The 2,964-nt window shown below is 47.1% G+C and carries 3 protein-coding genes; all 3 read left to right on the forward strand.

Annotated features, from left to right (window positions below; all coding sequences use genetic code 11):
• Nucleotides 1-24 precede the first annotated feature (24 nt).
• Entirely contained in the window at nt 25-1,242 is a 1,218-nt protein-coding gene (locus BG32_RS14705) for an MFS transporter (protein ID WP_006492623.1), read from the forward strand.
• Nucleotides 1,243-1,649: 407 nt separating this feature from the next.
• Complete coding sequence (locus BG32_RS14710; RefSeq protein ID WP_006492627.1) at nt 1,650-2,087, forward strand: GNAT family N-acetyltransferase; 438 nt, start codon at nt 1,650-1,652, stop codon at nt 2,085-2,087.
• The coding region (locus tag BG32_RS14715) for a 2-hydroxyacid dehydrogenase (RefSeq protein WP_121527043.1) at nt 2,084-2,964 on the forward strand (881 nt) is incomplete at its 3' end. The genes BG32_RS14710 and BG32_RS14715, both read left to right, overlap by 4 nt.

The raw sequence follows: 2,964 nt of genomic DNA on the forward strand, positions 1-2,964 counted from the left end.
GCTAACCAAATGCTGAGGTGAGAGTTGGAGAGCGATAGAGGACATTATTTTGGGTTTATCTGGCACGCTTCGTTTCTTGCACTGACAATGGCCTTTGTTGAAGTGAATACGGTCCTTCCGTCGATGATCTTAGCGGCAGGAGGAGGTAGTTTCGCAATCGGTCTTGTTACAGCAATTTCGACGGGGATTCCTCTTCTGGCTCAATTAATATTCGCTGGATACCTTATGTCGAAACGAATGAAGAAACCGTATTTGCTTCTAGGCATTTATTTGAGAGTAGGCGCCCTCTTCTCCATTGGCTTTCTCTTGCTTTCGCCTATCGGGGGCATCGCGCTCCTTGTGCTCCTTTTTTCCGTAATCTCAATCTTTTCCTTTGGAGGCGTTTTCGCGGGAATCAGTTACACTCATCTGCTTGGTCAGTCAATATTGAAGCAGGATAGACGCGGGTTCATGGCATACAGACAGATTGCCGGGAGCGCATTGTCGCTTCTTGGGGGCCTTATTGCGAAGTACATAGTTGGAAACGTGAGTTATCCGGTCAACTACTCGCTGATGTTCTTCATCGGAGGAAGTTCGCTGTTCGTTGCTTCGCTTGGATTCACGAAAGTACGTGAAAGAGAGGATCACGGAACTGAAATTCCGGGATTCTGGAAGATCATGAAGAGCATCCCGAAAACACTGAAGGAGGATGCTAATTTGCTTAACTACATTGTCTTTAACAATCTTACAGGTTTCGGATTGGTCCTGATCCCGTTCTATGTTCTCTTGGCGAAGGACAGTTTCGGGTTGAGTGGAAGCGACGTTGGTAGTTTTCTACTGTTACAGATGATAGGTATGCTGGGAGCCGGTGTTCTGTGGAATCGTTTTCTTAAAAGAAGAGGTTTGAAAAGACTGCTAATCACCTGTGCAATGATTGGCAGCTCGATTCCACTAATTGCATTTCTTCTATCTACCTCCTCGCCAGATGTTTATCTTATAGTTTTTTTGCTTTCAGGGATCACCCTAAGCGCACGAAGGATCGGATTTGAGTGGCTTCTTATAGAAATCTCCAACAATACGAACAGGGCTTTGTATACAGGTGTATCGGGCGCGCTCAGTCTGGTGACCGCTCTCCTCCCTCTGATCTTGGGTAGTGTGTTGCGGCTCTTGGGCTTTCCGGTCGTTTTGGTTGTCTCCAGCATCGCGATCATCTCGGGAGTGTATTTCGTAAGGAAGATCCATATCACTGATGATCGTGGATGAGCGAAGCGTGCTTTGCAGAGGCCCAATGCTCGTTTAAGCACTTCTAGTGACCGGTCAGATAACTTAGTAGAACTGCAGTTTACTTGCAGAGTGTGCGGACTGCCAGAGCTTATAGATTATGAAAGGATAGAACTGGAAGAAGGGTTAACGCGACAATTTTGTTTTGGCTGCTCTTTTTTTTCCGCCAGGGGAGCCAGATTCACTCATTTTAAAGAACTCTTCCTTGCTGCCCCTGTTTGGGTCAATGATAGAATTGTGAATGAGATACAATTAAATGTTAGTCTGAGGCTGGTTCTGCTTTGTCTTAGCGAAGGTAATAAGGGTCGGAGCCAGGAGAATTATTTGATATCGTTTGAGAATGGTTCCAATCTCGGGTGGCGGATTAAGAGAGCAAGGAGTTGAGCGAAATGATTAAAGAAGTCGAGTTCGATAATCTTCCCGGAAGGTTCAGAGAGATTTTTTCTGGTTGTCTGGGAAGGCCGGAGCAGTCCGACGAAGTGTTGAAGATGTATCAGGCTCCGGAGAGAAGACTCTTTGTGATGAGACAGGGAGGAAGCATAGTTGTTGTAGCCGGTTTGAAGCTCCATGAGCTTGAAGAGCCTGAGCTTCTCCATCTTGCCGTAAGGAAAGACAAGCGAAGGAGCGGCTTCGGCAGTGCACTAGTTGAGACAATGATAAACTTTTTCATGGTAGATACTCTTGCAGTGTGGACAGACGAAGATGCCGTCGGTTTTTATGAGAAGATAGGGTTCGATATTGTGAATGAAATTCAGACTCAGAATGGACTGGTTCGCTACAAACTCCGATTTTCTCGTGCTAAATCCCGCGGGAGGTTAGAAACGTGAAGATCTTATTCCTCAATAGACTTGACAGATACTGGGAAGGAAAGATTGAAGAGCTTGCAAGAGCATTTCCCGAACATTCTTTCATCTCTTACTCCAGCAGCAGTGATCCGAAAGGCCATATTTCCGATGCCGAGGTGATAGTCAAAGGAAATCTGTCACAAGCCGACCTTGATAAGGCCAGAAATCTCAGAATGGTTGTCGTTCCCTGGACTGGCGTTGATGGTCTGCCTCTTGAACGGCTAAGAGAACGAGGTATCATCGTTTCAAACACCCATGAGAATGCCAAGGTTGTTGCAGAAAGGGCCGTAGCTCTGGCCTTAGCTGTTACGGGAAGAGTGGTCGAACTTCATAATGATCTTGCGCAGGGGGTATGGTTGGGTCGGCCGTCCAATAAGGAGTCGACATGGTACTCAATTATCGGGAAGCAGTGCTCTATTCTCGGCCTCGGCAACATTGGGCAGGCGATAGCAAAACTGATAAGTGGCTTTGAATGTGAAATAACCGGATTCAAGAGAACGCCCGACAGCGGGCTCCCTTACGTGAAGAGAATAACAGACGATATTCACGATGCCGTTCAAGCCGGTGATCTTGTCTTCGTTGCTCTTCCGCTGACGAAAAAGACAGCTGGGATAATAGGTTCCGGTCTGCTAAGTCAGATGAAAGGCAAGTACCTGGTCAATGTGAGTAGGGGAAGAGTAATCGAGGAGGAGGCACTTTACGATGCTCTGAAAAGCGGGACTCTCGCCGGCGCGGCAATAGATGTCTGGTACGATTATCCCTCGAATGATCGGCCCGCAACACTTCCATCGAGATTTCCAATTCACAGGTTTTCCAATGTGGTTATGTCACCGCACGTCGGAAGCTGGTCGGTAGAAAG

Origin of the sequence: Mesotoga sp. HF07.pep.5.2.highcov (assembly GCF_003666285.1) — a bacterium.
Classification (GTDB): domain Bacteria; phylum Thermotogota; class Thermotogae; order Petrotogales; family Kosmotogaceae; genus Mesotoga; species Mesotoga prima.